Annotated in this window: 20 protein-coding genes, 1 tRNA gene and 2 pseudogenes; 11 read left to right on the forward strand and 12 right to left on the reverse strand. The window is 73.3% G+C overall.

The annotated features are described in order from the left end of the window. Nucleotides 1-23 precede the first annotated feature (23 nt). The 5 genes from ACIRBX_RS17685 to ACIRBX_RS17705 form a co-directional block, all read right to left on the reverse strand. Complete coding sequence (locus tag ACIRBX_RS17685) at nucleotides 24-941, reverse strand: ABC transporter permease (protein WP_402297663.1); 918 nt, start codon at nucleotides 939-941, stop codon at nucleotides 24-26. Nucleotides 942-1074: 133 nt separating this feature from the next. Then, entirely contained in the window at nucleotides 1075-1974 is a 900-nt protein-coding gene (locus tag ACIRBX_RS17690; protein WP_402297664.1) for a glycosyltransferase family 2 protein, read from the reverse strand. After that, nucleotides 1971-2708 carry a CDP-alcohol phosphatidyltransferase family protein gene (locus ACIRBX_RS17695; protein ID WP_402298417.1) on the reverse strand — a complete coding sequence of 246 codons (738 nt, stop codon included), beginning with the start codon at nucleotides 2706-2708 and terminating at the stop codon, nucleotides 1971-1973. The genes ACIRBX_RS17690 and ACIRBX_RS17695 overlap by 4 nt, the downstream gene beginning before the upstream one ends. 70 nt (nucleotides 2709-2778) lie before the next feature. Then, nucleotides 2779-3840 (reverse strand): iron-containing alcohol dehydrogenase family protein, encoded by a 1062-nt coding sequence (locus tag ACIRBX_RS17700; protein ID WP_402297665.1) that lies wholly within the window; start codon nucleotides 3838-3840, stop codon nucleotides 2779-2781. Beyond that, nucleotides 3828-4583, reverse strand: coding sequence for a sugar phosphate nucleotidyltransferase (locus ACIRBX_RS17705; RefSeq protein WP_402297666.1), 756 nt, complete (start codon nucleotides 4581-4583; stop codon nucleotides 3828-3830). Before ACIRBX_RS17705 ends, ACIRBX_RS17700 begins: the two co-directional genes overlap by 13 nt. A 475-nt stretch (nucleotides 4584-5058) precedes the next feature. Here ACIRBX_RS17705 and idi point away from each other — a divergent pair, with 475 nt between their 5' ends. After that, a complete protein-coding gene (gene idi, locus ACIRBX_RS17710; RefSeq protein WP_402297667.1) occupies nucleotides 5059-5652 on the forward strand; it encodes an isopentenyl-diphosphate Delta-isomerase in 594 nt (197 codons plus the stop codon). 349 nt (nucleotides 5653-6001) lie between these two features. On the opposite strand, the pseudogene ACIRBX_RS17715 reads toward idi, so the two are convergent. Further along, nucleotides 6002-6457: pseudogene (locus ACIRBX_RS17715) on the reverse strand (ATP-binding protein); the annotation flags it as partial. 268 nt (nucleotides 6458-6725) lie between these two features. Next, complete coding sequence (locus tag ACIRBX_RS17720) at nucleotides 6726-7442, reverse strand: HdeD family acid-resistance protein (protein WP_402297668.1); 717 nt, start codon at nucleotides 7440-7442, stop codon at nucleotides 6726-6728. Nucleotides 7443-7605: 163 nt separating this feature from the next. Between ACIRBX_RS17720 and ACIRBX_RS17725 the strand changes: the two genes are divergently transcribed. The 6 genes and pseudogenes from ACIRBX_RS17725 (at nucleotide 7606) to ACIRBX_RS17750 (ending at nucleotide 14348) form a co-directional block, all read left to right on the forward strand. After that, nucleotides 7606-7693, forward strand: a tRNA-Leu gene (locus ACIRBX_RS17725). A 134-nt stretch (nucleotides 7694-7827) separates the two neighbouring features. Next, a pseudogene (locus ACIRBX_RS17730) lies at nucleotides 7828-8010 on the forward strand (IS5/IS1182 family transposase); the annotation flags it as partial. A 241-nt stretch (nucleotides 8011-8251) separates the two neighbouring features. Next, a complete protein-coding gene (locus tag ACIRBX_RS17735) occupies nucleotides 8252-11314 on the forward strand; it encodes an AAA domain-containing protein (protein WP_402297669.1) in 3063 nt (1020 codons plus the stop codon). Between the two features lie 769 nt (nucleotides 11315-12083). Further along, nucleotides 12084-13283 carry a damage-control phosphatase ARMT1 family protein gene (locus ACIRBX_RS17740; RefSeq protein WP_402297672.1) on the forward strand — a complete coding sequence of 400 codons (1200 nt, stop codon included), beginning with the start codon at nucleotides 12084-12086 and terminating at the stop codon, nucleotides 13281-13283. A gap of 25 nt (nucleotides 13284-13308) precedes the next feature. Continuing rightward, the gene (locus ACIRBX_RS17745) at nucleotides 13309-14064 is read left to right on the forward strand and encodes a hypothetical protein (RefSeq protein ID WP_402297674.1); all 756 of its coding nucleotides are present in this window, start codon (nucleotides 13309-13311) and stop codon (nucleotides 14062-14064) included. Next, entirely contained in the window at nucleotides 14061-14348 is a 288-nt protein-coding gene (locus ACIRBX_RS17750; protein WP_402297675.1) for a hypothetical protein, read from the forward strand. The genes ACIRBX_RS17745 and ACIRBX_RS17750 overlap by 4 nt, the downstream gene beginning before the upstream one ends. On the opposite strand, the gene ACIRBX_RS17755 is transcribed toward ACIRBX_RS17750, so the two are convergent. Then, complete coding sequence (locus ACIRBX_RS17755) at nucleotides 14333-15439, reverse strand: hypothetical protein (protein WP_402297676.1); 1107 nt, start codon at nucleotides 15437-15439, stop codon at nucleotides 14333-14335. The genes ACIRBX_RS17750 and ACIRBX_RS17755 overlap by 16 nt on opposite strands. A 28-nt stretch (nucleotides 15440-15467) precedes the next feature. After that, nucleotides 15468-17252 carry a serine/threonine-protein kinase gene (locus ACIRBX_RS17760; protein WP_402297677.1) on the reverse strand — a complete coding sequence of 595 codons (1785 nt, stop codon included), beginning with the start codon at nucleotides 17250-17252 and terminating at the stop codon, nucleotides 15468-15470. Between the two features lie 329 nt (nucleotides 17253-17581). Between ACIRBX_RS17760 and ACIRBX_RS17765 the strand changes: the two genes are divergently transcribed. Next, on the forward strand, nucleotides 17582-18250 hold the full coding sequence (locus ACIRBX_RS17765; protein WP_402297679.1) for a dienelactone hydrolase family protein: 669 nt from the start codon (nucleotides 17582-17584) through the stop codon (nucleotides 18248-18250). 74 nt (nucleotides 18251-18324) lie between these two features. Here the strand turns inward: ACIRBX_RS17765 and ACIRBX_RS17770 are convergent, their stop codons facing one another. Then, on the reverse strand, nucleotides 18325-19626 hold the full coding sequence (locus ACIRBX_RS17770) for an SLC13 family permease (protein ID WP_402297680.1): 1302 nt from the start codon (nucleotides 19624-19626) through the stop codon (nucleotides 18325-18327). 129 nt (nucleotides 19627-19755) lie between these two features. Between ACIRBX_RS17770 and ACIRBX_RS17775 the strand changes: the two genes are divergently transcribed. Next, nucleotides 19756-21372, forward strand: coding sequence for a CehA/McbA family metallohydrolase (locus ACIRBX_RS17775; protein WP_402297681.1), 1617 nt, complete (start codon nucleotides 19756-19758; stop codon nucleotides 21370-21372). Nucleotides 21373-21435: 63 nt separating this feature from the next. Here ACIRBX_RS17775 and ACIRBX_RS17780 read toward each other — a convergent pair whose 3' ends face one another. Both ACIRBX_RS17780 and ACIRBX_RS17785 read right to left on the reverse strand, forming a co-directional pair. Next, the gene (locus ACIRBX_RS17780) at nucleotides 21436-22719 is read right to left on the reverse strand and encodes a glycosyltransferase family 39 protein (protein WP_402297683.1); all 1284 of its coding nucleotides are present in this window, start codon (nucleotides 22717-22719) and stop codon (nucleotides 21436-21438) included. A gap of 161 nt (nucleotides 22720-22880) precedes the next feature. Continuing rightward, complete coding sequence (locus ACIRBX_RS17785) at nucleotides 22881-23957, reverse strand: PP2C family protein-serine/threonine phosphatase (protein ID WP_402297685.1); 1077 nt, start codon at nucleotides 23955-23957, stop codon at nucleotides 22881-22883. Nucleotides 23958-24144: 187 nt separating this feature from the next. On the opposite strand from ACIRBX_RS17785, the gene ACIRBX_RS17790 reads away from it, so the two are divergent. Both ACIRBX_RS17790 and ACIRBX_RS17795 read left to right on the forward strand, forming a co-directional pair. Then, nucleotides 24145-24726, forward strand: a complete 582-nt coding sequence (locus tag ACIRBX_RS17790; RefSeq protein WP_402297687.1) for a histidine kinase — start codon at nucleotides 24145-24147, stop codon at nucleotides 24724-24726. 101 nt (nucleotides 24727-24827) lie between these two features. Continuing rightward, nucleotides 24828-25346 (forward strand): methylated-DNA--[protein]-cysteine S-methyltransferase, encoded by a 519-nt coding sequence (locus ACIRBX_RS17795; protein ID WP_402297689.1) that lies wholly within the window; start codon nucleotides 24828-24830, stop codon nucleotides 25344-25346. Nucleotides 25347-25376 lie beyond the last annotated feature (30 nt).

Genomic DNA, 25376 nt, shown 5'->3' on the forward strand with positions numbered 1-25376 from the left:
CTCGGGTCTCGCTGGTCACGGTGTCAGCCACGGCCGTACTCCTCCTCTGCCTTCCAGAAGAACACGAAGCCGGCCAGACCGACCACGACCGCCCAGGCGAGCGCGATGGCCCAGATGTGGTCGGGCAGCGCCGCCTTGTTGTAGTCGTTCGGCATCAGGATGTAGCGCATCAGGTCCATGTAGACCGAGGCCGGGTTGAGCCGGAAGATCGCCTGCCAGAAGGCCGGCCACTGCTCGACGGCGCTCTTGACCGAGTACATCACGCCGGAGGTGTACATCCAGGCGCGCAGCAGGAACGGCATCAGCTGGGCCATGTCGCTGGTCTTCGCGCCGACCCGGGCGAAGATCAGCGCGAGGCCGGTGTTGAAGGTGCACTGCAGGATGAGCGCCGGGATCACCAGCAGCCAGCTCATGGTCGGCAGCTGGAAGAACATCACGATGCCGAAGAGCACGACCATCGAGATCAGCAGCTGCTGGAGCTGGATGATCGTGAAGGCGATCGGCAGCGCGGCCCGGGGGAAGTGCAGCGCCCGGATCAGCCCGAGGTTGTCGGAGATCGCCCGGGTGCCGGAGAGCACCGCGCTCTGGCTGAACTGGAAGATGAAGACGCCGATGCAGAGCCACCCGATGTAATCGGGGATGTCCTTGCTGCCGCCCATCATCACGCCGAAGACCAGGTAGAACACCGCGCAGTTGAGCAGCGGGGTGAGCACCTGCCAGACCTGGCCCAGCTTGGCGGTGGTGTACTGCGCCACCAGGCGGGCGGTGGCGAAGGCCATGATGAACTGGCGCCGGGACCAGAGCTCGCGCACGTACCTGACCAGGCCGGGCCGCTTGCCGCTGACGCTCAGGCCGTACTTGGCCACCAGCTGCTTCGGGGTCAGACCCGCGTCAACACCGCTGGGTGCGGAGAAGTTGACCGGGTCACTCACTGTCGACACATTCGTCCTTCACGGGATCGGATCTCCGGGCCTCCGACGGGGGAACGACGGGGCCCGGGCTGACCCACCGGGATCACGGGGGGAAGTTGCGGTACCGGTCCGACGACGGGGGTCGTCGGAAGTCTTGCTGCGATCAGATGATCGGCGGCCGGCCCAAGCGGGTCAGTCGCCACACCGTACGCCAACGCATCGGCCGACGCGGACCGCACTGTTCGCGCCAACCGGCCCGGAATCCGCCCAGCCAGGCCTTGAGCGCGTCCCCGGAGGGACGGCGGGCCACGGTGAGCAGGAACCAGACTCCCAGGTAGAGAGGCACCAGAGGGGCCGGAAGGTTCCGTCGCGCGAGCCACACTCTGTTCCGGGCCACGTTGTGGAAGTACGCGGCGTGCCGGGCCGGGGAGGTGGTGGGGTGGAAGAGCACCACGTCGGCCCGGTAGTCGATGGCCCAGCCGGCGTCCAGCGCGCGCCAGGCGAGGTCGGTCTCCTCGTGCGCGTAGAAGAACTCGCCGGGCAGCTGCCCGGCCTGCGGGAAGACCGCGCTGCGGACCGCGCTGGCGCCGCCCAGGAAGGTGGTCACCCGGGAGGAGTGCATCGGGTCGCTGGCCCGCAGCCGGGGGACGTGGCGGCGCTGGGTCTCGCCGGTGTCCGGGTCGGCGATCCGGAACGACACGATGCCGAGCTCCGGGTCGGCGGTGAACGCCTCGCGCAGCAGCCGGGCCGAGTCGGTGCGCGGCAGCAGGCCGTCGTCGTCCAGGAACAGCACCGCGTCCACGTCCCGGCCGTCGGGGCCGAACAGCTCGATGCCGACGTTCCGCCCGCCGGGGATGCCGAGGTTCTCCGGCAGCTCCACCGAGCGGACGCCCTCGGGCAGCTCGGGGAGCGGGGCGCCGTTGCCGACCACGGCCAGCTCGACGGCCGGGCCCTCCTGGGCCCGGACCGACTCGATCAGCGCGTTCAGCTCGGCCGGGCGGTTGCCCATGGTGATGATGACCGCGCCGAGGCGGAAGTCCTCGCCCTTCGTCACGGTACTCATCGCAGCCTGCTCGACAGCACGATGGAGAGCAGGTGCAGCACGGTCTGCAGCATCGCGATCGCGGCCAGCACGACCACCGCGAGGCGGGTGTAGAAGAGGTCGCCGGTCACCGCGTCGGCGATCCCGGCCGCCAGGATCAGCAGCGAGGCCTCGACGGCGCCGACCAGGCGGTGGAACTTCAGGAAGGCGGCGGCCTTCCGGGCCTTGGCGACGCCGGACGAGCGCGGCACCGAGGCGCTGTCCTCGACGGCGGTCATCCCGCTGCGGGCCCGGGCCACGTCCACCAGGTCGGTCTCCGACTTGATCAGGATGGCGCCGAGCGCGGCCAGCGTGCCGAGGAAGGCCCACTCCCAGTGCGAGGCGCTCCCCTGACGGTGGAACAGGTCGGTGGCCCGCAGGCCGAGGCCGGTGAGCAGCGCGGCCTCGGACATGTAGTGGCCGACCCGGTCCAGGTAGACGCCGGTCAGCGAGGTCTGCCGGCGCCAGCGGGCCACCTCGCCGTCCACGCAGTCCAGCAGCAGGTAGACCTGGATCAGGAAGGCGCCCAGCACGGCCCCGGCGATGCCGGGGACGACCAGCGCGGCACCGGCCAGTACGCCGGTGAACATCATCAGGTAGGTCAGGCCGTTGGGCGTGATCGCCGTGACGGTGGAGAGCACCCGGGTGATCCGCAGTGAGATCTTCCGCATGTAGAGGCGCCCGGCCCAGTGCTCGGCACTGCGGCGCTGGAGCATGCCCTCGGGGTGGATCACCGCGCGCAGCTCCTCGATCGAGGGGCGGCGGGTCAGGTCGACCGGGGGGCGGTCAGCTGTTGACGGCTTGGACATAGTCGGCGTACGAGTCCCTGATGTCTGAGGGCGAGAGGTCGAGGTGTTCCAGGATGGTGAAACGTCCCGGACGGGTGTTCGGAGCGTAGTGCACCGCTTCGGTGAACTCCGCCTCGGTGAATCCGATCTGATCCGCCGTCACCGGCAGTCCGTGGAACCGGAACCGGTCCACCATCAGACCCGACAGCTCGCGCTCGCCCCGCAGGAAGCTGGCGAAGGCCGCGCCGAGGCCGACCTGTTCACCGTGCTGGGCGGAGCGCTTGGGGTGGAGCACGTCCAGGGCGTGCGAGATCTCGTGGCAGGCCCCCGAGGAGGGCCGGGTGCTGCCCGCGATGCTCATCGCGATGCCGGACAGTACCAGGGCTTCCGCGAGCGTCGTGAGGAGGTCCCCGTCGGTCAGCTTCCCGGGGTGCCGCAGCAGGGTCTCGCCGGCCGTCCGGGCCATCGCCACGGCCAGTCCGTCGACCGGCTCGCCGGTCTCGGCGTGCGAGAGCTCCCAGTCCGCGCAGGCCGAGATGTTGGAGACCGCGTCGCCGATCCCGGCCGCCACGAAGCGGGCCGGCGCCTGCCGGACCACGTCCAGGTCGACCACGATGCCGATCGGTCCGGGCACCCCGTAGGAGCCCCGGCCGGCGTCGTTGTCCAGGGTCGCCACCGGCGAGCAGATGCCGTCGTGCGCCAGGTTGGTGGCGACCGCGACCAGCGGCAGGCCGACCCGGGCGGCGGCGTACTTGGCGGCGTCGATGATCTTGCCGCCGCCGAGCGCCACCATCGCGTCGTAGTGGCCGCCGCGCATCCGGTCGGCCAGCGCCACCGCGTCGTCCAGCGAGCCGCCGTCCAGCGGGTACCAGTCGGCCCCCGGCAGGCCGGGCTCCAGGCGCTGGCGCAGCCGGGCGCCGGAGCCGCTGCTGACCGCCACGGCGACCCGGCCGGAGGCGGAGAGCCGCCGGTCCTGGAGGATGCCGCCGAGCGCGTCCAGGGCGCCCGGGCGGATCTCCATGAAGACCGGCGAGGGCACCAGCCTGGTCAGTACCGGCACGCGATCTCCCGCGCCTTGGCCAGGTCCTCGTGGTTGTCGACCTCGACCCAGGAGACCTCGCCGATCGGCTGGACGTCGATCCGCAGGCCGCGGTCCACCATCTCCTGGTAGCCGTCCTCGTAGTAGAGCTGCGGGTCGCGCTCGAAGGTGGCCCGCAGCGCGGAGCTCAGGTCGGCGGCGGCCGAGGGGTCGATCACGGTGACGCCGATGTACTCGCCGGTGGCCTCGGACGGGTCCATCAGCTTGGTGATCCGACGCATCCCGGCGGCCGGGTCGACGACGACCTTCATCTCCTCGTCGGCCAGCTTCTTCACGGTGTCCAGGGCCAGCAGGATGCCCGGGGTCTCGCCGCGCGCCGCGCGGTCACGGTGGCCGTCCAGCATGGTGCGCTGGACCGAGACGGGGTGCACGGTGTCGCCGTTGGCCAGCAGCAGGCCCTCGGCGAAGAGCTCGCGGGCGCACCAGAGCGAGTAGGCGTTGTTCCACTCCTCGGCCTTGTCGTTCTCGACCAGGGTGAGCTTGACGCCGTACTTGCGCTCCAGCTCCGCCTTCCGGTCGTACACCGCCTCCTTGCGGTACCCCACCACGACGGCGGCCTCGGTCAGGCCGACCTCGGCGAAGTTGCCGAGGGTGAGGTCCAGCACGGTCCGCTCGCCGTCGACCGGCACCAGCGCCTTCGGCAGGGTGTCGGTGTACGGGCGCAACCGGCGGCCGGCGCCGGCCGCCAGAACGAGGCCGATCATGCGGTGTCTCCTGACTCGTCGTCTTCTTGCTGTGACGTCAGCTTCCGCTGTGATGGTAGGCGACCGCCACGACCAGCCCGAACGCGGCCGGTGCCACTCCCGCCTCCCCCGTCGCCCGCCCGCCGCCACCGGTGCGGGCGAGGCACCGCGAGGCTACCGGACCGGGCGTACACCCCCGAAACCACCCACCCCGGGCACCTTCCGGACGGCGGCCGGCGCCGGCCCGGGGCCAGGACGAACAGTGGACGAACGATGATCGAACGGCCGGGCGGATGATCGGAAAGGATCACGGAACGGGCCCGGTCGATCATGATTCGAACGGGTTGCCTGATCATCCGGCCCTTCCACGCCCCCGTGTGCGTCACGCCCGTTCGGGTGGTCCGCCATACGGCAGACTGGCACCGGACGCTTCCGGCGTCCGGCGCGGCTGCCGTGCTCCCGTCACCACCACCGCCCCCGTCGCGAAAGAGGCCCCATGCCCGAGTCCCGACCGTCCCTGCTCACCGAGGACGGCGCCGCCCCCGGCGCTCCCGCCGAGATCCTGCTGGAGCTCGTCGACGACGAGGGTGTGACCATCGGCACCGCCGAGAAGCTCTGGGCCCACCAGCAGCCCGGCCGGCTGCACCGGGCGTTCTCGGTCTTCCTCTTCGACCGCCAGGGCCGGATGCTGCTCCAGCGCCGCGCGCTCGGCAAGTACCACTCCCCCGGCGTCTGGTCGAACACCTGCTGCGGCCACCCCTACCCCGGCGAGCAGCCCTTCGTGGCCGCCGCCCGCCGCACCGCCGAGGAGCTGGGCCTGGCCCCGGCCCTGCTCTGCGAGGCCGGCACCGTCCGCTACGACCTCCCCGACGAAGCCTCCGGCCTGATCGAGCGGGAGTGGAACCACCTCTTCGTCGGCCTGGTCACCGCCGAGCCGCAGCCGGACCCGGAGGAGGTGGACGACTACCGCTTCGTCACCGCCGAGGAGCTCAAGGCGCTGGAGGCGGAGAAGCCGACCTCGGTGTGGTTCCGGACGGTCTTCGAGGCCGCGCTCCCGGGGATCCGGGAGATCGCCGGGCCGAGCTGGTAGCCGGCTCCCCCCGACGACCACCGGGGCCCCGGCCGGAGCGCCCTCCCGGGCCGCCCTCGGGCCGGGGCCCGGAGCTTCCTGACACCACGTCAGACCACCGGCCTCCGGGCCTCGGCCGTGCCCACCTCCCCGACCGTGCCCCCTCCGGGCCTCACGCCTCCGGGCGCAGCTCGGGGTGGGCGGCCTCGGGGTAGGCGGCCGGATGCAACGGCCCCGGTGCGGCCGGAGCAGCCGGCACGGCCGAGGCCGGCCGCAGCGCCTGGTGGCCGACTCCCGGCCGGAGCACCCCGGGGAGCACCGCCTCCGGCAGACCGTCCGAACCGCCGTCCGACTCCGCGAACAGCTCCGGCAGCGGGAGCGAGGCCCAGATCACCTTGCCGCCCTCCCCCGTCCGCTCCACATCACAGACGCCGCCGGCCTGCAGGGTCACGCTCTTCACCAACAGCAGCCCGCGCCCGCCGAGCTGCCCGATGTCGCTCTCCAGCGCCTTCGGCCGGTACGGGTGCCCGTCCTCGACCGAGACCCGCACCCAGCCGCCCTCGATCACCAGCTCGGTCGTCAGGTGGGGCGAGAGCACCGCCGCGTGCGTGACCGCGTTGCCCACCAGCTCCGAGACGATCAGCAGTACGTCGTCGATCAGTTCCTGGTACGCCTCGCCCGCCATCCCCTGGGCCAGCAGCCGGTCGCGGACGGCGTGCCGGGTCTGCGGCACGGATGCCTCGTGCGCCACCGCCGAGAACCGCCAGACGCCCTCGCGCGGACCGCTCCTCCCGACCGCCGCACCCGTCGCACCCGTTGCGTCCACCGGGCTTCCGGCGCTCCTCGCGCTCCGTCCGTGCGCCGTTTCTCCACGGCCGACCGGCGCCACCGGTCTCGTCCTCGCCGCGGGCTCGGCCGGTCTTCTGGTCTGCTCCACGTCTAGCCGCCCTTCGCACTGGACCACCGAGGGTAGGAGAACGGCAGTCAGCAGCGGCCCAGCGACTGCAACTTGACACGCCGTGGCGTGTCCCGACCGATTCCCTCCTCCTCTCGACGCCTTCCGATCGGAATCCGCTCGGACCCCGACGGAACATTCACGGACTCGACGGCTTCTCCACATCCACCGGCACCCCCGCCGGCGGCTCCCCGGGCACCTCCTCGACGCCCGCCCGCTCCGGCTCCGGCTCGGGCGCCGGCTCGGGCGCCGGGGCGGGTGCCGCCTCGCGCCGCGCCTCCCCCAGCATCCCGATCACCCGGCGGGCTCCCACCCCGATGCTCACCAGCGCCAGTCCGTCGAAGAGCAGCGAGAGCGAGAACAGCAGACCCAAGGTGTAGAGCGAATCGCTCGGCCACCCCGCCAGCGCGAGCAGACCGATGATCAGGTCCAGCACTCCGAGCAGCAGCGTCCACCCGAACTGCGGCCCGCGCACCGCCAGCCCGCCGACCAGGCGGAACGCACCCGCACTCAGGAACAGCAGCGCCGCGAACAGCGTCAGCCCCTCCGCCGCCGCGTCCGGCCGGACGATCATCACCGCACCGGCCGCGATGTTCAGCGCCCCGACCGAGGCCCCCAGCCAGAAGAAGTTCGCCGCCCGGGCCAGCACCGCGTGCGCCAGGCCCGCCACCCCGCCGATCAGCAGCAGCCACCCGAACAGCAGCACGCTGGTGAGGGTCGCGAACCCGGTGTACAGCAGGCCGAACACCGCTGCCCCGACCAGCACCACCCCCAACACCACCAAGGCCCCGAACCCCCGGGCCAACCCCCGCTCCGCCGCCTCCCCGTCCCCACCACGCCCGCTGACCGCACCCACCGAACCCACCTCCACCCATCCGACCTGTCCGTTCTGAGATCTTCTGCCCCGATATCCACCCGCGCACCCCGTGACCGGCGCAAACGTGGTCGAGAACCACCCCCGGAGCCTGGTAATGTTCTCGGTGTCGGAACGGGCAACACACCGCGAAGACAGACACCTTGTCCGGGTGGCGGAATGGCAGACGCGCTAGCTTGAGGTGCTAGTGCCCTTTATCGGGCGTGGGGGTTCAAGTCCCCCCTCGGACACCAGCTGAGACCCCAGTTCACCTGGGGTCTTCTGCGTTCCCGGGCCGTGACGTGACCAGCCATCCGGCTACGCCGGAATTGCCTGCCGGTGGCCACGGCCTCCGGGTAGGGGCCAAGTTCCGCAGCATGCCGTCATCATGACGGATCGTCGGCCGTGTCCGAGTGACCTGTCCGACGCCCGCCGGGCACTCGTCGAGCCCACCCTGACCGCCCGGCGCCAGGCTCGCAGCGAACGCGCCCTGGCGTTCGGCCGCCCACCCGAGCACGGCCTGCGCGATCTGCTGGACGCGATCCTCTACGTCGACCCCACCGGCATCCCGTGACGCCACCTCCCGCGCGACCACCCACCCCACCGGACCGTCTACGCCCACCCCCGCCCGCTGGCAGGACCTCAGGATCAGGGAGGAAACGCCCGGTCGGAGCAGCCCGCACCTGTGGAGTGGCTCGCCCACAGCGCATGCCGCCTCCAGGGGGCACCTCATCGTCCTGTCTCCTTCGCGGGACATGTACGAACGATAAGATGGAGCGTTTACAGCGCAGTTGGCGATACCTGGGGGACTGATGGTGGAGCAGCGGCCGGCACCGGTCGAGGACCTGTTGACCGCGGTACGAGCGGAGATCGTCGCCTGCCGCCGGGATGCGGCCGAACGCGCCGAGAAGGTCTTCCTCCACCATGGTCGGCGGATCGCCGCTGCTGAGGACCGCTTCGAGTACCTCTTCACCTGCCGGTCCTGGCCGGAGTCCATGGATGCCAAGGCACTGGTCGTCCGGCCGGCACAGTCGAAGGTGCCGTGGGCAGCGGCCGAGGTCTCCCGCCTGCCGGACGGGACCGTACGAGTCGTCACCTCGACGGATCTCGGCCCGTCTCTCGCCTCGGCGCTGCTGCGCGAGGACGACGCCTCGACCTGGGTCGCGCTCGGACAGCGACTGGAGGCAGTCGGCTCCAAGGACAGCCCGATCGACCTCGGCATGGCCGGCCTGGTCCTCGGGCAGGGCAGTCCGGCCATGGCGCGAATACCCGATCCGGCACGGTGGGTCGCGGGCTGGCACGGGCTGCAGCTGAACCCGAAGCAGCGCGCAGCGGTGGAGCTTGCGTTGGGCAGCCAGGTGATGTTCCTGTGGGGACCACCCGGCACGGGCAAGACGGACGTCGTCTCCCACATCGCCGAGGGCTGCTATCGACAGGGCCTCAACCTGCTCTTCCTCGCTCCCACCAACGTCGCCGTCGACCAGGCGCTGGAGCGGATGTGTGATCTCCTCCAGCAGGAACCCGGATTCGGCGACGGGCTGGTGCAGCGCGCGGGTGACATCTCCGTCGCCAGTCTGGAGCAGCGCTACGGCGACCGGGTCGACCCGGTTCGGATCGCCAGCCGGGTCGGCACCGCGCTGAACAGTCAGATCACCCAGCTGACGGGGCTGTTGGATTCCCTTCGATCCTCGCTCGCCCTGCACGACGAGGCGAACGGGCTGGACCGGGAGCTCACCGACACCCGTGCCCAGCACGCCACCGCCACGGCAACTGCCCAGCAGGCATCAGCGGCCCTCCTGAACCTGGAGGCCGAGGCGGCCACTCTGCGGGTGAAGATCGCCGAGATCGGCGTCCCGACCGGCCCGCTCGCCGCACGGAAGACCGCGAAGCTCCACGAGCTGCACGGCCGACTGGCAGGCACTGAGCACTCCTTGACCGGTGCCAGGGCGCAGCAGAACTCGGCCCGGGTGCAGCGGGACGCGGCCGCGTCGTCGATCAGTGATCTCAGTGGCCGGCTCGCCGCGCTGAGGCCACGGCTGTCGGGAGTTCCTCCCCGGCCGCAGCTGGCCGAGCAGGCCGACTCCCTGCAACGGCAACTCGAGCAGCTCGACCAACAGCGTCGCGCACTGGAGGACACGGTCCGGTCCCGGTGCCGGATCAAGGGTGCCACCGTCACCAAAGCCGTCCAGTCCCGCAAGCTGCTGGACCGGGTGGACGTGGTCATCATCGACGAGGCCGGCATGGTCAACCTCCCTTCCGCCTGGTACGCGGCCGGGTTGGCGGGCAAGCGTCTGGTCATCGCCGGGGACTTCCGCCAGCTCCCCGCGATCACCAAGGGAGGGCAGGACCGTGAGGCGACCGAGCCGCAGCGACAGCACTCCCGCCACTGGGCCGAGCGGGACGCCTTCCACGCCGCAGGCCTGGTCACCGACGGCGGCACCGCCCGTCAGGACGATCCTCGACTGATCGGCCTGGACACCCAGTACCGGATGCACTCGCGGATCTGCGCCGTCGTCAACACGGTCGCCTATCCCGACGCACCCTTGCGGACCGGCCGCTCCGACGGCTCGCGCCTGCCCACCTCACCCCTGTTGGCGTCCCCGCTGGTGCTCGTCGACACGTCGGCGCGACGCATCCCCGGACGTGACCACAAGTCGAATGCCGTGCACGAGGCAGTGATCCACCAGCTGGTTCGCGGCCTGCAGTACGACGGGGTGCTTCCCGGGCGCAACTGGGCGGAAGCGCCCGAAGACGAGCGCCCGGGCCGTCGCATGGCCGTCATCGCGCCCTATCGGGACCAGGTCAGGGCCCTCAACGCCAGCCTGTCCTACCGCTTCGGCGCGGAGTACGAGGGTGTGGTCGACACCGTCCACCGCTTCCAGGGCAGCCAGCGCCCGCTGGTGGTGATCGACACCGTCGCCGGGGCAGGTCGCCAGCTCGGCCAGTTCTACTCCGGGACCGGTCTCTCCTCCCAAACCTGCCGACTGCTCAACGTCGCGCTCAGCCGGGCCCAGGACCACCTGATCGTCGTCGCCGACCTGGAGCACCTGCGAGCCGGACTGGCCCCGCACAGCGAGGCCGTACGGATGCTCGACCACCTGGAACGACACGCCCTCCGGCTTCCCGTCGACCAGCTGGTCCCCATCCGTAGCGCCGCTGACCTCGGCGTCCTGTCGCAGGACGAACTCGCCCACCCGGCGTTCTTCCCTGCCGACGAAGTGCAGCGCGCCATCGCCTGGGACCTTCAGCAGGCGACCAAGTCCGTCGAGGTGTACTGCGCATTCCTCGACCCCCAACCGGTGCGTTACTGGGCCCGCCCCTTCCGGGAACTGACGGACCGTGGGGTGCAGGTCACCGTGGTGACCCGCGATCACACCGCCGACCCACGCAAGGCACCCCTGGTCCACGAGCTGCGGCATGCGGGATGCCGGGTGGAGCAGCGCGAGCGGATGCACGAGAAGGTGCTCATCGTTGACGAAACCGTCCTCTGGCACGGCTCATTGAACCTCCTGACCAATACCGGCCCCACCGACCTCATGATGCGGATCACCGACGGCCTCGCCTGCCAACGCGTCCGCCGGATCATCGACCGGGCCCGCCCCGGTCGCCCGTCGCAGAGCCCGAGCACCGGCACTCGGCCAGTGCCACCACCGGCCAGTGCACAACTCGGCGCCGCCTCCGTCAGCGCTCCGCCTGCCGGTCTCCCCGCTCCCGGTATCGAGGTCGACGGCCGGCTCTATCTCGCTGTCCCCTTCGCGGAGAAGGACGATGCCAAACGTGAGGTCAGTGCCCGCTGGGACAAGGCTGCACGTCTGTGGTGGACCACACCCGATCACCGGACCGACGCAGCACGGTGGCTCCCACCCGCACCATGAGGTCGAGTCCGCCCGTCCGGCCGAACGGACACGATGGACATTCCTCATGGCCGACGGGATATCCGCAGTGCCCCTGTCGCACGTCCGAAGTGCACCGAGGTCACGGTCGTCGGCGACGGAGCAGCCGTACTGGCAACCGAGTACCCCACGCTGACGGCCGACACGTCGATGTGGCTGACGCTCGGTGGTACCGGGTACGACAACGTGGCGCTGGACGTCGTCGACGGCCGCGTCCACTGCGCTGATCCCTGCCGGCGCGGCCCATCTGACGATGCCTCACCACGCCGCCGGTCCACTCTCCTCCGGTCGATCAACGGGCGTGACGGCCGTCCCGCGACGGCGGACTGCACAGCACCGGCATCACAGGCGTCACCCGCTCGACCCTGGCGGCGACCGCCACCACCCTGGTCGTGTCCGGTGGTCCGGACGGGACCGTCCGGCTCTGGAACTCCACCAGCAGCGAAGCGATGCCAGCACCCGTCGAGTGCCGCCATGCCCGACCGCGCGCCCTCGCGACGGCCGATACCGAGACCGCCGACCCCCTGCGCCTCCACCTCGGCAGCGTCGGCGAGAACAGCCCACCGACGCAGCAGAGCGGCTTCGGGTCATCGGCGGCCGGCAGGTTCGCGGAACGGCTCCGTGCTGCCGGCACCACGTGCCGGCTCACATCGGATGCTCCCTTCCGCTCAGGCCTCTCGTAGGCTCGGGCCAGGGAGCCGGGTGACGACCCGTCAGCGGCACCGGGGAGACGAAGGACGGTTCCGCTCGGATGTCGATCGCGCCGGTGATTCGCAGTGACGTGCCGGGGTCGTTCTCCTGGAGCGTGTTCCACGAGCGGCACCCCGCCCTGGTGCGGCGGGTGCTGGACGCCCGGCCGTACGGGGCGCGGGAGCGGGCGGCGGTGGGGCGGTTGCTGACGGAGAGCACGTCCGGGGTGGTGGAGCCGCTGCCGGCGGGGGCCGAGGACGGGGACCGGTGGGCGGAGTGGGGGCGCGGGCTGTGGGGGCGGCCGTGGGGGGAGGTGCCGTTCCTGTGGGCGGAGAGCTACTTCTACCGGCGGCTGCTGGAGGCCACCGGGTACTTCGGGGAGGGGGCCTGGCGGGGGATCGATCCGTTCGCCCCGTTCAAGGAGGCCGAGCTGGCGGGGGCCGGGGTGGACGGCGAACTGGCCGCACTGGAGGGGCTGCGGGAGGCGGGACGGCGGCGCGGGGAGGCGCTGTTGGCGTCGGCCCTCTGGGGGAACCAGGCCGATCTCGCGTTCCGCAGTGGCGGCGGGGACGGCGGGCGCGGGTCGGCCGGCCTGCTGGTGGATGACGGACCGGCGTTCTGGGCCGGGCTGGAGCGCGGGAGGGGCGGGCGGGTCTGCCTGGTGGCCGACAACGCCGGGCCGGAGTTGCTGCCCGATCTGGTGCTGATCGACGAGCTGCTCGGGAGCGGGGCGGCGGGCCGGGTCTCGCTGTACGTGAAGCCGCATCCGTACTTCGTCTCCGACGCGACCATGACCGATGTCCTGGCAGCGGTCGAACGGCTGCGCGCGGCCTCCTCGGGGGCCGCCCGGGAGGCCGGCGGGCGGCTGTACGGGGCGATGGCCGACGGGCGGCTCGACGTCCGGACGCATCCGTTCTTCTGCGCGCCGCTGCCGTACCGGGAGATGCCCGCTGACCTGCGGGCCGACCTCGGTGGTGCGACGGTGACGATCCTCAAGGGCGACCTCAACTACCGTCGGCTGGTGGAGGACCGGTACTGGCCGGCGGACACGCCGTTCGCCGGGGTGGCCGCCCGCTTCCCGACCCCCGTGGCCGCCCTGCGGACCGTCAAGTCGGAGGTGGTCACCGGGATCGGGGCCGCCACCACCGCCCGACTCGACGCCGAGGAGCCCGGGTGGCGGACCAGTGGGCGTCACGCCGTGGTCCAGGTCTGCGGCACCTCACCGAGCGACTATGATACACGGAGCGTGAGCATGATCTGACCGTACGTCATACCTGGGGAGCGCCTTGGCCATCGAGCCGCCCGGTGAGCTGGCCTGGGTGATGGACGTCCTGGGGTTCCGCTGGCCGGCGGTGGACGAGGACAGGGTGCGCGAATTCGCCGAGCGGGTGCGGCGGTTCGCGGCCGACGTGGACGGGACGCACCAGGCCGCGACGGCCACCGTGCGGCAGATGGCCGAGCACTACGAGGCGGACTCCTACCGGGTGCTGGCCGGGCGCTGGGACGCGATGTCCGCCGAGCACCTGGACGGGCTGGTCGAGGTCTGCGGAGTGGTGGCACTGGCGATCGATCTGGCCGCCGATGCGGTGGTGGCCGCGAAGCTCGCGGTGATCGCCGAACTCACCATCGCAGCAGCGGAGTTCGCTGCCGCCACGGCCGCCACGGCGGCCACCTTCGGCGCAGCCGCCGCTGCGGAGGCGGCCCTGGTCGCGGCGACCCGGCAGGTGGTCGACGGCATCCTCCGGGAGCTGGCCGAGCGGATCGCCGCCGAGCTGGCGTCCCGGGCGTTCGAGCCTCTGGAACGAGTGGTGGAGGGGCTGTTGGCGGGGCTGGCACTGCCGGGCCCGAGGGCGACGCCCGACCCGGGGGTGATCACGGCGGCACCTGCGGCCGAGGGGCGTACGAGCTCCGGGTGCGGCGATTTCCGGATCGCGCCCGGGGAACTGCTCCTCCATGCCGATCTGCTCCACCGGCACGCCGAGCAAGTGGCTTTTCTGGCAAGGGAGTTCACAACCGCAGTCGAGGGGGTGTCGTTCGAGTGAGCCGGGCGGTCGCACAGGCCCTGGAGGAAGCCGCCCGGAGGATCGGGCGGCAGCTGGGCGAGCAGGCCGGGCCGGCCGTCGCCGGGCTCTACCGGTGGGCCGGGGACGGCACCCGGGAGGTGGTCCGGCACGTCGAGGACGCCGACCGGGCCCACGGCCGGGAGATCGCCGCTGTCGCGGAACGGCTCGGCGGCCACCCGGCCTGCGCCGCACCGGAGTTGCCTCCGATGCGGCGGGAGCCGGAGCGGGAGTCGCGGCGGGAGTCGACTCAGGGGCAGGCGTAGCGGAAGGAGACCGCCGAGCTGTGGGCGCTCGGCGAGTCGACCTGGAGGGTGGCGGTGGCGTCCAGGGTGCCCTGACCGTGGAAGGACCAGCGGAGGGTCAGCTGGGTGCTGTGGCGGCCGGACGGGACGGCCTGGGTGAGCGCGCCGGAGTCGGTGCCGTCGCTGCGCAGCCAGCGGTAGGAGACGTCACCGGCACCACCGTTGGTCTCCAGGGTGGCCGTGACGGTCTGGGTGCCGTCGCACGCCACGTCGGTCGAACCGGTCCGCACGGAGACCGAGTCGACCGCCACCGGTCGGCCGTAGCGCTGCCAGGCGAACCAGCCGAGCACCGCGAGGACCAGCAGCAGGATCAGCAGGAACAGCGCCCACCGGCCACGACGGCGCGGCCGGGGCGGGGGCTCCTGACCGGCGGTGCCGTGCCAGACGGCGGCGGCCTGCGGCGGGACACCGGGGCCGAAGCGGCGCAGCCCGGCGTCGGGGGCGGGTGCCTCGGCGGCGACGGGCTGGGGAGCGGGCTGTGGCGTGGTCGGCGGGGCGGTCGGCAGGGGCTGCGGCTGGGTCCGGTCGAGGCGTTCGGTGAGCGCGGTGGCGGTCAGTTCGGCGGTCGCATCGAGCGGAAGGCCGCCCGGCGGCAGCTTCACCGTGACCGCCTCGGGGCCCGGCACGGACGGGGGCAGCTTCACGGTGGAGTCGGGGTCCGAGCCGGCCCCGGCGGTCAGCTTCACCGTCGCCTCGGCCGCGACCACCCCCGCCCCGAGCTTCACCGTCGAATCCTCGGCCACCGCCCCGGCCCCGAGCTTCACGGTCGAGTCGACTGCGGACGAGTGCGGCGCAGGGGCAGCGGCAGCGGCTGGGGTGAGACGTACCGTCAGTTCCGGTGCGGCGGCGTCCGCGCTCAGCCGCACGGTGGCATCCGGCGGCACCTGGCCCGGGGCGAGCTTCATCGTGGACTCGTCCACGGGCGGCCGGAGTTGGACCGTCTCGCCCTCCGCCGGGGTGGCCGGGGAGCGGACGGGGCCGAGGGGCAGGGGTGTGTCCTGCTTGCCGAGACGGACGGTGGGGTCGGCCTCGGGGGTGGGCGGGGTGGTCATGCCGGGTGTCCTGCTCTCGAGAACGGTCTCAGCGGGGCGGGTTGCAGGTGGCGGTGTCGAGGGTGAACGGGCCCGCACCGCGGGTGGCGGCGGGGGTGGTGCTCAGCCGGACGGTGCGGGAGAAGGCGGTGCCGAAGGGCATGGAGTCGCTGAACTTCACGGCCTTCTCCCCCTTCGGCAGCCGGACCGTGTGGGTGACCGGGACGCGGGGGGACGCGCTGCTGGTCCAGGTCAGGGTGAGCACGCCGTCCGCCGCACCGTCGGTGGTCACGGTGCCGGAGACCGTCATCTGGCTGGAGTTGCAGTTTGGCGAGCCGCTGATCGCGAGCACCCGCAGCGGAGCCGGCGGGGCCGTGGTGAGGACCGGGGACGGGCTGGGCGGGGCCGTGCTGGGGGCCGGCGGGGTGGAGGGCGGCACGGACGGCGGGACGGAGGGCGGCGCGACCGTCGCGGTGGCCGTCGGGGCGCCCGGCGCCTTGGTGGTGGGCGGAGCCTTGGTGGGCGGCGCGGCGAGGGTGGCGGAGCCGCTCGGGTGGGGCGTCGTGGGTCCGGAGGAGGACGTGGCCGCCGAGGGGGACGGTGAGGCCGAGGGGGATTCGGACCCCGACGGGGACGGCGAGGGCTCGACCGGGAGGTCCGAGGCGCCCGGCCCGGGGGTGCTCGGGTCTGCGGACGGTACGCCGGGGAGGCCGAGGATGGTGGTGACCTTCGGCTCGGCGACGGTCCCGGCGTTCGCCGAGCCCGGCGCGCCCGCGACCGCGACCCCGGCGACGGCGGTGGCGACCAGCAGCGCGCCCGCCGCCGCACCGACCACCCGGACCCGCCGGACGGCCCGGAGCGGCAGCCCCGCTCCGGCACCCGCACCTGCGCCTGCACCCCCACCGGCTCCCCCACCCCCGCCGGGCGGACCGACCGTGGTGTCGGCGAACGAGGTGCCGCCGACCGCGCCGCCCGTCGTGGGCAGCAGGAACGGCAGCAGGGCGACCAGCGCCGCCAACCGGTGCCGGCCGCGCTGCTCCCAGTCGGGTCCGTACGCGGCCCCGGCCACCGTCTCCAGCTGCTCGACCAGCAGCGCGGCCCCGTCCGGACGGTCCTCCGGGGTCTTGGCCAGGCCGGCCAGGATCAGCGGGCGGAGCGCCTCGGGGGCCTGCTCGGCCGGGATGTCGGCCTCGGTGTGCTGGACTGCCAGCTCCATCAGGGTGGTACCGGCGTAGGGCTTGACCCCGGTGAGGCACTCGAAGAAGGTCGCGGTGGCGGCGTAGACGTCGGTGGTGGGGGCGGCGGGCTTGCCGGCCCACTGCTCGGGGGCCATGTAGGCGGGGGTGCCCGCCACCGAGCCGGTGGTGCCGTCCTTGAGGGCGATGCCGAAGTCGACCAGCTTCGACGATCCGTCAGCCGCGACCAGGACGTTGGCCGGCTTGTAGTCGCGGTGCACCACGCCGGCCGCGTGGGCGGCGGCCAGGCCGAGCAGGGACCCCTTGAGCACGGTGAGGGCGGCCTCCGGGCCGGTCGCGCCCTCGGCCTTGAGCAGGTCGCGCAGCGAGATGCCGTCCACCAGCTCCATCACGATGGCGGCGCCCTGCGGGCCCTCGACGTACTCGTAGAGCTGCGCGACGTGCGGGGACCGCAGCCCACCGAGCAGTTCGGCCTCGGCGCGGAAGCCCTCGTGGTCGGCGGTCCTCCCGGTCAGGTACTTGACCGCGACGGGCGTGCCCGTGGCCCGGTGGGTGGCCAGCACCACCCGGCCGGCCGCGCCCGCGCCGAGCTCGCGCAGGTGCTCGTAGTCCGGCAGTTCCCAGCGCGTCTCGCCCATCTCGTCCCCCTGGAGTGCTCGTCCGCCCGGCCCGTGCCCGCCGGGGTGGTGTCGATCCGTGACCACCGAGAGTGACGCGGTTCGACGCGACCCGGTTCCGGGCCGGGAGGATGATAGGACACAACTGCACTGCTCCGTGTACCGATTGTCGCCGGGAGGGGGCTCTCGGCCGCCTACGGGGCGGATGCTTCGTAGTCACGCTCCGTCGCACTCGCGTACGCCCCCGGTGGAGCGGGACGGGGCGGGACGACGGGAGGGCAGGGGCGGTCCGGCCCGGAGGGGACCGGGCACGGCGGCCGAGGACCGAGTACAGGAGGCGAGGCGAGGCGATGCTCTCCGAGCAGGTCGAACTGCCGATCGGCGAGGACACCCTGTCCGGGGACCTGGTGGTGCCCGGGGCGGCCGGGACGGTGGTGCTGTTCGCGCACGGCAGCGGCAGTTCGCGGCACAGCCCGCGCAACCGCGCGATCGCCGGTCACCTCCAGCGGTCCGGCCTCGGCACCCTGCTGCTGGACCTGCTGACCCGTCAGGAGGAACGGGCCGACGCGCTCTCCGCCGCCTACCGCTTCGACGTCCCGATGCTCGGCCGCCGCCTGGTCACCGCCGTGGACTGGCTGGGATCGCAGCCCGCGACCGCCCGGCTGACGGTCGGCCTGTTCGGCGCGAGCACCGGTGCGGCGGCGGCGCTCCGGGCGGCGGCGCGGCGACCGGAACGGGTCCGGGCGGTGGTCAGCCGGGGCGGGCGGCCCGATCTGGCCGGGGCATCGCTCGGACAGGTCCGGGCGCCGGTGCTGATGATCGTCGGCGGCCTGGACGGGACCGTCCTGGAGCTCAACCGGCAGGCCGCTGCCCGGCTCGCCGCACCGCACCGGATCGCGGTGGTGGCGGGCGCCGGGCACCTCTTCGAAGAGCTGGGGGCGCTGGAGGAGGTGGCGGAGCTGACCGCGGCGTGGTTCCGGGAGCTGAACGGCACGGGTGCGGGCAACGCCCCGGGCTGAGGGCCGGTCCGCAGCGACCACCGTTGCCGTCGGTCCGCGAGCCGCCCTCGGCCGAGGCCACGGCCGACGCCCCGTCAGACCCCGATCACCCGCAGCGAGAGCCAGAGCGCCGGCACCGCCAGCCCGAGCGCCAGCGGCACCGTGAACACCGCGAGCCGGCTGAACTCCCCCAGCCGCACCGGCTCACCGCCCTGCTCCTGGACGATCCGCCGCCACAGCAGGGTGGCCAGCGAGCCGGCGTAGCTGAGGTTCGGCCCGATGTTCACCCCGAGCAGCACGGCCAGCACCGCCCCGGGCCCGGACGGCAGGGCGAGCGGGAGCAGCACCAGGACGGCGGGCAGGTTGTTGATCAGGTTGGCCAGCACCGCGGCCAGCCCGGCCAGGGCGAACAGCGCGGCGAGCGAGTCCCCGGCGGGGGTGAGGTGACCGAGCGCCTCGGCCAGGCCGTGGTCCACCACCGCCTTCACCACCACACCCAGGGCCAGGACGAAGGCCAGGAAGGGCAGGTTGGCCGCCCGCACCAGCCCGCCCGGCGTGACAGTGCGTCGGCGCAGGGCCCGGACCGCCAGCACCGCCGCCCCGGCAGCGGCGGCCCAGACCGGTTCGGCACCGAGCGCGGAGGCCAGCACGAAGCCGCCCAGGGTGGCCGCCAGCACCACCAGGGCGAAGACCGGCCGCTCGGACCCGCCGCCCTCCGGCTGCGGGGTGGCCGGGGCGGCCAGATCGGCGGCGAAGAACCACCGCAGCACCACGTACTCGACCGCGATCGCCACCACCCAGGGCAGCGCCATCAGGGCGGCGAAGCGGGTGAAGGCCAGGCCGCTGGCCGTGAAGACCAGCAGGTTGGTGAGGTTGGAGACGGGGAGCAGCAGCGAGGCGGTGTTGGAGAGGTGGGCGGCGGCGTAGGAGTGCGGCTTGGCGCTCACTCCGAGGCGGGTGGCGGTGGCGAAGACCACCGGGGTCAGCAGCACCACGGTGGCGTCCAGGCTGAGCACGGCGGTGACCACCGAGCAGAGCAGGAAGACCTGGGCGAGCAGCCGCCGGGGCGTCCCGGCGGTCCTGGCCATCCAGGCCCCGCAGGCGCGGAACAGGCCCTCCCCGTCGCAGAGTTGGGCCAGCACCAGGACGGCGGCCAGGAAGGCGGTGACCGGCCCGAGCCTGGCCAGCTCGGCCGAGGCGGTGGGCCAGGGCACCACTCCGGTGACCACCAGCAGACCGGCGGCGGGCACCGCTGCCACCGCCTCCGGCCATCCGCGCGGCCGGACCACGGCACAGACCAGGACGAGCAGCAGCAGCACGACGGAGAGCGCCGTCGCAGCGGTGTGGTTCACGGCGGACGTCCCACCAGTTCGTTCGTTCGGACAGCAGCCGCCCATCGAACCACGCCCGCCGTACCGGCCCGCCACCGACCCGCCCGCCGACCGAGGGCCCCGGCTCACCGCGGGTTCACCGGGCAGGGGGAGGAGACCCCGCAGAATCGGAGCAGCCAAGGGGAGGACGGGCCGATGGACGAGCGCCAGGAGCGGGCCGCAGGCGGGCACCGGAGCTGGGACGGGTACGGGAACGAGCACGGGTACGGCATCGGACGGCGCGGCCTGCTGGCCGGTGCGGCGGCTGCCGGCTTCACCGTGGCCGCCGCCTCGGCCGCACCGGCGGCGGCCGAGCAGCAGGCGGGCGACCGGGCGGAGGGCGAGCGCACGGTGGTCCTGACGGGCCGTCTGGAGACCGGCGCGCCCGACTTCGTGTACCTGCCGGTGGACGTCCCGCCCGGCGTTCGGGAGCTGGCGGTGCGCTACTCCTACGACCGGCCCGTCGTACCGCCCGGCACCCCGGGCAACTCCTGCGACATCGGGATCTTCGACGAGCGCGGCACCGAGCTGGGCGGGCCCGGCTTCCGGGGCTGGTCCGGTGGCTTCCGCACCGAGTTCGCGATCAGCCGGGGCCAGGCCACCCCGGGCTACCTGCCGGGGCCGGTCCGCCCGGGCCGCTGGCACGTGGTGCTCGGCCCGTACCAGGTGGCGCCGCAGGGGCTGGTGTACCGGGTGGAGGTGACCTTCCGGTTCGGCGCCCCGGGGCCGGCGTACCTGCCCGCCTACCCGGCGGAGCGGGCCACCGGGCGCGGCCGGGCCTGGTACCGGGGCGACTGCCACCTGCACACCGTGCACTCGGACGGGCGCCGCACACCGGAGGAGGTGGCGGCCGGGGCCCGGGCGGCGGGGCTGGACTTCATCGTCTCCACCGAGCACAACACGTCCTCGGCCCACGGCAGTTGGGGCCCGCTGGCCGGCCCGGACCTGCTGGTGATCCCGGGCGAGGAGGTGACCACCCGGAACGGCCACTGGCTGGCGCTCGGCACCCGGCCGGGGCAGTGGGTCGACTGGCGCTACCGTGCCCGGGACGGGGTGCACCCGCGCTTCGCCCGCGAGGTGCGGCGAAGCGGCGGCCTGGTGGTGCCGGCCCATCCGTACTGCCCGTACGTGGCCTGCGCCTGGAAGTTCGGCTACGAGGAGGCGGACGCCGTCGAGGTCTGGAACGGGCCGTGGACCTACGACGACGAATCCGCCCTCGACACCTGGGACGCCCAGCTGGTGCAGGCCGCCCGGCACGGCGGACGCTGGCTGCCGGCCCTCGGCAACAGCGACGCGCACAGCGCCCCGCAGGCGATCGGTGCCCCGCACACCGTGGTGCTCGCCGAGGACCTGACCCGGGATCAGGTGCTGGCCGGGCTGCGGGCGGGCCGCAGCTGGATCGCCGGCTCGACCGCGGTCCACCTCGAGCTCACTGCCGTCGGCGCAGGCCTGGCGGCCGGCATCGGTGAGCGGCTGGCGGTCGCCCCGGACGCCCCGGTGGACGTCCGGCTCGCCGTCTCCGGCGTGCCGAACGGCACCCTGCGCCTGATCACCGACGAGGGCCAGCTCCGTCAGGAGCCGCTCCCGGCGGGCGGCGAGGCGGTGCTGGTCTGGCGGACCACCGCCTCGCTGGCCGCCTACGTCCGCGCCGAGGTCCGGCTCCCCAAGCCGGACGGCTCCCCCGGCAAGGGCAACTCCATGGGCCCGGACCTGCCCTGGGGCCCGATGGCCGCCCTCACCAACCCGGTCTTCCTCGGCCGCACCGACCACTGAGCACCGACCACTGAGCGGCGACCGCCTACCGCCGAACAGCCGCCGAGCGCCCGAGGCCGCGCTCTACGGGATGCCGAGCTCGAACAGGACGTAGCCCGCGTACCAGCCGGAGGCGACCGCCGCCCAGCCCACCAGTCCCGCCAGGGCCGGAAGGGAGAGGCGGCGGAGCGCCACCGCGATCGGGAGGAAGAGCGGGAACGCCGGGAGCAGGTAGCGGGAGGTGTTGCCGAAGATCTGCGAACTGCCGAGCACCAGCACGATGGTGACGGCGGTGTAGACGAGCAGGAAGACCGGGACCTTCAGCCTGATCAGCAGCCAGATCAGCGGCGGCAGCAGCACCACCAGGAACAGCGCGATCATGTCCTCGGTCGGGTAGGTGAAGGCGTACGCGCCCTTGCCCTGGAGGATCGTCTTCAGCACCGCACCGGTGTGCTTGCCGTAGTCGAAGAAGTGCAGCCAGGCGCCCTTCTGGAGCTTGAAGTAGCCGCCCCAGTCGCCCATCTGCCAGTTCACCCAGGCCAGGTAGCCGACGAATCCGAGCGGTGCGACGAGCAGTGCGGAGAGCGGACCGATCCAGCCGTCCTTGCGCCGGTAGAGGGCGATCAGCGCGGCCACCCCGAGGGCGGCGACCAGGGCGGCGGCGGTCGGCCGGTTGAGCCCGGCGACGAAGACCGTGACACCGGCGGCCAGCCAGCGGCGCTCCAGGATGAAGAAGCAGGCCCAGACCGCCAGCGCGACGAAGAGCGAGTCGGAGTAGACCGCCCACTCCACGCCGGAGCCCGGGAAGAAACCCCAGATCGCTGCCGCGATCACCCCGGTCTTCCGGTCGAACAGACGCTTCGTCAGGGCGTAGATCCCGGCGGCGGCGAAGAACGAGGCCAGCACCGAGACCACCATGCCGGCCCCGTAGGAGCCGAGGCCGGTGACGGTGGAGACCAGCCGGATGGCACCGGGGTAGAGCGGGAAGAAGGCCACCGAGTTCTGCTCGAACTCGAACGGCGGCGGGCCGATCACCTTGAGCGGGCCGGGGTTGTAGCCGTTCACGGCGATCTGCTGGTACCACCAGCCGTCCCAGCCGCCGAGCACGTCCCAGGGCTGCGCGCCGCCGCCGAAGCGCGGGTTCAGGGCGCGGTAGCTGCCGGACCAGCTGAGCAGCCACATGAAGGTGGTGAAGCCGGCCAGCTTCACCACGCCGTACACGGCCAGGGCCGGCCCGTACTCGTGCGCCGTGCGCCGACCCCAGGCCCGCAGGGACTCCCCCGGCCGGTCCGGTTCCGGTGCGCTCTCGGGCGGGGCCCCGGCCCGCTCGGCGTGCTCGTCGAGATCCGTGCCCGGGGTCGCGCTCACGGTGCATTCTCCTGACTGGTCGTACGGATGCCCACGGTCGAAGCGTGAGCGTACGCCATCGGAGTGTGGTCCAGGCCACGCGGGTCGAGGGCCGGACGGGACGTCGGCCGGGTGCCGGGGCGGGTGCCGGGGCGGGTGCCGGGGGCGGGCGCCGCCGCGGGTCAGGGACGACGGAGCGTCAGGATCGCGATGTCGTCGTGCTGGTGTCCGGCGGTGTACTCCTGGGCCTGGCGCAGCAGGTGCTCGGCGAGTCGGCCGGGTTGCAGGCCCCGGGCGGCGGCCAGCCGGTCGGCCAACGGGAAGAAGGTGCCGTCGGCGGCCCGGGCCTCGGTCAGGCCGTCGGTGCAGAGCACCAGGGTCGCGTCGGCCGGGAAGGCGAACCGGCCCACCGCCGGCGGCCCGGGCGGCCCGAGCCCGCCGAGCCCCAGCGGCAGGCCCGCCTCGGCCGGTGGCACGGCCACCGGTCGGTGCTCGGGACGCAGCAGGTAGGGCGCCTCGTGTCCGCAGCTCACCAGCTCGGCGGTGTCGCCGCCGTCGAAGCCGAGCACCAGGGCGGTGGCGAAGCGCTCGCTCTCGCCCTCCTCGGCCGCGTAGGCGTTGTGCCGCACCACCGCCGCCTCCAGCGCCGCCACCACACCGCCCAGCGTCGGCTCCCGGTGCGCCGCCTCGCGGAACGCGCCGATCACCGCGAAGGCCACCCCGATGGCCGCCAGGCCCTTGCCCTGCACGTCGCCGATCAGCACCCGGGTGCCGTAGGCCGAGTCGGCCACGTCGTAGATGTCGCCGCCGACCAGCTTGTCCTCCTGGACCGGCTCGTAGACCCCCTCCGCCAGCAGCCGGTCGGTGCGCTGCGGAAGCGGGCGCAGGATGCGCTGCTGCATGGCCGAGGCGGTGGAGCGCAGCCGCAGCAGCTCCTCCTCGCGGCCGATCCTGGCCCGGCAGCCGGCCACCGCCAGGCCACCGATGGCGGCGGTGAGCACGAGGGTCAGCACGGTGTCGTCGAGCTCGCGCGGACTGTGCGCGAACAGCGCGCCGGCCACCACCGCGAGGGTCCAGACCGCCGTGAACGCGGTCTGCCGGACAGTGCAGATGGCCGCTGCCAGGGCCGGCAGGAAGGCGAGCAGGCCGACCGTCCGGACCAGGTTGTCGGTGACCTCGCCGAGGTAGAGCACCACGGCGGTCACCCCGAGCAGCCAGAGCGCCAGCGCCCGGTTGGACAGGCCGTGACGGGTCACCACCGCGCCGCTCCTCTCCTCCGTGCCCTCCCCACTCTCCCGAGCCGGCGACCGATCCGCACACCGGCGGGCGGCAGTCGTGTGACGGCGGGCCGGCGGCGCCGGGCGGAGGGGCGGCCCGGGGACGGAGCGGCTAGCGTCGGAGCGGTAACGGGGTGACCCGCGTCCAGCCGTGAGGGGCAGTCAGAACATGTCCGGTGACGACAACGTCCTCTTCTACACCTTCCAGGACCCGACCCACACCTTCGAGGCCTTCCACGACGTGACCCGGCTGCCGGGGGTCGCGGGGGCCGCGATCCTCCAGCGCTCGGCCGAGGGCTACCTGGACATCGCCGACAGCTTCGCCCCGGACACCGGCCGCCGGACCCTGGCGTTCAGTGCGGTGGGCGCGCTGCTCGGCCTGCTCGGCGGCCCGGTCGGGCTGGCGCTCGGGCTGGGCGCGGGTGCGGTGCTGGGCTCGGCGGGCGAGACCAAGGACGCCCAGGACGCGCTGGAGGGTCTGACGGTGATCAGCGCGCTGGTGGACGACGGCGGCAACCTGCTGGTCGCCTCGGTCAGGGAGACCGACCCGGCAGCCGCCGACGAGATCGCCGCCCGGCTCGGCGGCGAGCTGGCCCGGATCCCCTCCGAGGAGGTGGAGGCCGAGGTCCGGATGGCCCAGCGGAAGGCCGAGGAGGCGGTGAAGGCCGACCACGAGGAGCAGCGCCGGCACGAGTACGAGGACTTCGCGGAGCGGCTGCGGCACCTCTTCCGCACCGGTCAGGAGGGCTGACCGGGCCTGCGGTGCGATGTCGCATTTCCGCCGGTCGGGCGGCCCGGCGGGCGGCAGAGTGGGACGGGTAGGCAAGCGATGATCCGTCCCCGGGAGCACCCGTGACCACCCGTTACACCACCCTCGACACCCTCGACCCCGCCGTCGGCCCGCTGCTGCTGGTCGGCGAGGACTCGACCACCGCCCGCGGCGGTCTGGCACTCGCCTCAGTCTCGATGACCGGCCAGAAGAACGCGGCCGTGATCCGGCCCGGCTGGGTCGAGGACGAGGCCGCCTTCGCCGAGGTGACCGCCCAGCTGCGGGCCTACCTCGCGGGCACCGCCACCGGCTTCGACCTGGAGTTCACCCCGGGCGGCACCGACTTCCAGCGCCGGGTGTGGGCCGCCCTGGAGCAGCTGCCCTACGGCTCCACCACCTCCTACGGCGCCCTGGCGGAGCGGGCCGGCATCCCCCGCGCGGCCGTCCGGGCGCTCGGCGCGGCGATCGGCGCCAACCCGCTGCTGGTGGTCCGCCCCTGCCACCGGGTGCTCGGCGCGGACGGCTCGCTCACCGGCTACGCGGGCGGGCTGGAGCGCAAGCGCCTGCTGCTGGCCCTGGAGGCGGCCCACACCACCGCCTGATCCGCGCCGGGCCGCTCCCGGGCCGCCGTC

The sequence above is a fragment of the Kitasatospora sp. NPDC096147 genome (assembly GCF_044763225.1).
Classification (GTDB): domain Bacteria; phylum Actinomycetota; class Actinomycetes; order Streptomycetales; family Streptomycetaceae; genus Kitasatospora.